This is a genomic window from Aeromicrobium sp., assembly GCF_050700635.1.
In the GTDB taxonomy this organism is placed as follows: domain Bacteria; phylum Actinomycetota; class Actinomycetes; order Propionibacteriales; family Nocardioidaceae; genus Aeromicrobium.
Genome location: NZ_JBOHDT010000123.1, coordinates 1 through 3542, shown reverse-complemented (window position 1 = coordinate 3542; position 3542 = coordinate 1). Strand labels below are relative to the sequence as shown.

2 protein-coding genes are annotated in these 3542 nt (G+C 68.9%); one reads left to right on the top strand and one right to left on the bottom strand.

Annotated features, from left to right (window positions below; genetic code table 11):
- Nucleotides 1-2 precede the first annotated feature (2 nt).
- Entirely contained in the window at nucleotides 3-1349 is a 1347-nt protein-coding gene (locus ACRDPN_RS09965) for a TrkH family potassium uptake protein (RefSeq protein WP_431447296.1), read from the bottom strand.
- 139 nt (nucleotides 1350-1488) lie between these two features.
- Between ACRDPN_RS09965 and ACRDPN_RS09960 the strand changes: the two genes are divergently transcribed.
- A partial coding sequence (locus ACRDPN_RS09960) for a CDP-glycerol glycerophosphotransferase family protein (RefSeq protein ID WP_431447295.1) occupies nucleotides 1489-3542 on the top strand: 2054 nt, incomplete at its 3' end.

Sequence of the window (3542 nt, the reverse complement as noted above, 5' to 3'; positions counted from 1 at the left end):
ACTTAGCCAATGATCGGTTGCTCCTCGGGAAGGTGGTACCGAGTGGTGCGACGGCGCAGAACGAACGCGGACGCCGCTGCAATCGTGCCCACTCTGCCCACGAACATCAAGACGGAGATGGTCATCTGCGCATTGACGGGCAACTGGGTGGTGATGCCCGTGCTCAATCCGACGGTGCCGAAGGCCGAGGCGCACTCGAACAGCACTTCGTCGAACGCGAAGTCCGTCATCGACATCACCGCGAAGGTCGAGCCGACCACGAGCATCACCGCGAGAAGGGCGATCGTGAGTGCCGTCCGGATGACCGCGGCACTGATCGAGCGACGACCCACGGTCACGTCGGGGTCGCCGCGGAGCTCGGCGAGGATGACGAAGCCCAGAAGCAGGAAGGTGGTGATCTTGATGCCGCCGGCCGTACTCGCGCTGCCGCCGCCGATGAACATCAGCACCGTGGCGCTGTTGAGCGTCTCCGGCTGCACGCTCCCCCAGTCGAAGCTGGCCAGCCCGCCTGACCGGGTCATCGCACTCGCCTCGACACCTGACACCATCTTGTCCTGCCACGACAACGCCCCGATGGTCCCGAGATTGTTCCACTCGTAGATCAGGAAGATTGCGGCGGCGATCACGAACAGCAGGATCGAGCCCCAGACCGTGAGCCGGGTGTGAATCGTCCAGAGCGAGGGGCGGCGCCAACCCTGGAAGAGCTCGGCGAGCACGGGGAAACCGATGGCGCCGACGAACACACCGGCGGACATTGCGAGGATCACCACCGCGTCGCCGGCGTACATGACGATGCTGTCACGGTTCAGTGAGAAGCCGGCGTTGTTGAACGCCATGATCGAGTCGAAGACGCCGTGCCACAGGGACGTGCCGAGGTCGTCGTAGTAGGTCAGGCGGTAACGCGCCGTGAGCACGGCGGCGAGGACCCCTTGGAAGAACACCATGGTCACGGCGACTCGTCGGAACAGCGGCCGCACCTCACCGATGCTCACCACGTGCATGTCCGCCTGGGCCACCAGGCTCGTGCGCAGCCCGAGCCGCCCGCCGATGAACAGCCCGAGCAGGGTGGCAAGGGCGATGATGCCGAGCCCGCCGATCTCGACGAGCACGAGGATGATGGTCTGCCCGGCGGGCGTCCAGTAGGTCGAGGTGTCGACAGTCGCCAGACCCGTCACGGTGACGGCGGACGTCGACTGGAAGATGGCCGCCTGCAGGCTGGCCGAGCCCTCCCCCGAACGGGCGAACGGGAGCAGCAGGAGGAGTGTTCCGACGAAGGTCAGGGCGAGGAACGAGAGCGGGAGCAGCCGCACCGGGTGCAGGATCGCGTTCGGCAGACTCGGTCGGAGCACTCCCCGACCGTACTAGGGCGTGTCTTCCTATCCCGGTTCGACAGGGCGCGCGGTGTCCGCGCTCGGCTGGCAAGGCAGAGGAGGGAGACGCGCCCTTGGGGCAGATGCGTTCGTGTGCCGTGCCAGAATCAGGACGACCATGGCGAGCTTCACGTTCGGAGCCGGCAACGCCCGCAAGCTCCTCGGACTCCCGCTGTACGCGTGCTCCGCCGTCATCAGCCTCCTCGTTCCCCGCTCCGACCGCCTCTGGGTCTTCGGGTCGGGCATCGGTCTGGGCGAAGGCGCCCTGCCGCTCTTCCGACTGGCTCAGCGGCGTGTCGGCGACTCGACTCGGCTGGTGTGGCTCGCCGGCAGCGCCGCGGAGCTCGACGAGGCGCGGGCACTCGGGTTCGAGTCGATCCGCAAGAACGGACTCCGCGGCTTCTGGACCACCCTGCGGGCCCGCGTCATCGTCGTGACCCACGGGTTCGGCGACGCGAACCGCTATGGCGTGCGCGGCGGCTTCGTCGTGCAGCTGTGGCACGGTCTGCCGTTCAAGCACCTCCACCTCGACTCGGGCTCGACTTACGCGGTGTCGTTCCTTCCGGACGTGGGCATCATGCGGCGGCTGGTCGGCTTCGCCTACCGGCGGGCCGGCCGCGGGCTGTCGCTGTTCCCGGTATCGTCGGAACGGGTCAAGCCGAGCATCGTGAGCGGCTTCGGCATCCTCCCCGAGAACGTCGTGGTCGCAGGCGACCCGCGCGACGACGTCCTGCTTGCCGGCGACGAGGCCGAGCGGCGCGAAGCAGCCCGGAAGCAGCTCGACGAGGCCGTTCCCGACCTGCCCCCGGCCGCGCGGGTCGTCCTGTTCGCTCCGACCTGGCGCGACGGAGCGCTCGACCCGACGGTTCCCTCGTCGAGCGAGTGGGAGGCGATCGCGGCCTGGCTCGACCGGCACGACGCGGTGCTGCTCGTTCGAACCCATCCGCTCGGTCGTGGGAGCTACGCCAACGGCCCGGTGCGCTCGACCCGGGTCCGCCTGCTGGGGCCAGAGCTCCTGCGCGACGTCAACCGGGTGCTGTGGGCTGTTGACGCGGTCGTCACGGACTACTCGTCCATCGTGTTCGACTTCGCCCTCGTCGGACGCCCGGTCGTCTTCTACGCACCCGATCTGGCCACCTACACGTCGACGCGCGGCTTCTACGTGCCGTTCGACGAGTTCACCGGCGGGCGGGCGGTCACCACGTGGGCCGACACTCTTGACCGGTTGACGTCGGCCCTCACCGAGGATGCGGACGGTCCCGCCCACCGCCACGCGCACCACCTGCGCACCGAGTTTTTCGACGTGCTCGACGGGCGCGCCGGTGAGCGCGTGCTCGACGAGACCCTCGCTCGCATCACCACCTCCGGCTCCACGTCGACTCAGACGACGCTCGTCGACCGACCGGCGATCACGGATCTTTCGTACGACCCCGGTTCGGCCACCCTCTCGATCGGCCATTGCGCGGTCGGCGCCGCCCTGGTCGGTCGGCGAGCGCGGGTGAACGCGAACGACTCCGGCGATCTCGTCCTGCTTGCCGCGCGATGGGGATCGGAGCCACTCGCCCTTCCGAGCGACACGTATCGGCTCGAGCTGCCTGATGGCTCGTCCCGCGTCGAGGTGTTGGCGGAGTCGCTCGAGATCCGTCACGAGCTCTTCCGAGCGACGGTGCGCGAGCGCGGCGGCGGGCTCGTCGTCGAGATCGGCCCACCACTGGCCGACGACGAGCTCGGCCCCCGGGCCCAGCGAGAGCTCGAGGAGGCCTACCGCCGCTGGGCCCCCGAGCCGGAGGATGCGGTGTTCTTCGAGAGCTTCCGTGGCCGCTCGGCCGCCTGCAACCCGCGTGGCATCGACCGTGCCATCGCCGAGATGCGGCCCGCGACCCGTCGCTACTGGAGCGTGGTCGACGGGTCGGTGCCCGTGCCTGACGGTTCGGTGCGACTGATCGAGGGCAGCGGTGAATGGTGGCGGGTCCGCGCCTCCGCGCGTGTCCTGGTCGTCAACGACTGGCTGCGCAAGCGTTTCCGCGAGCGTTCGCACCAGCACGTCCTTCAGACCTGGCACGGCTCCACGCTCAAGCGACTGGCCCGCGACCGACCGGACGCGAGCCTGCGCTCGAAGATCGCCGCCACGCGCGAAGGTCGTCGCTGGGACGCCCTCCTCGCGCAGAACGA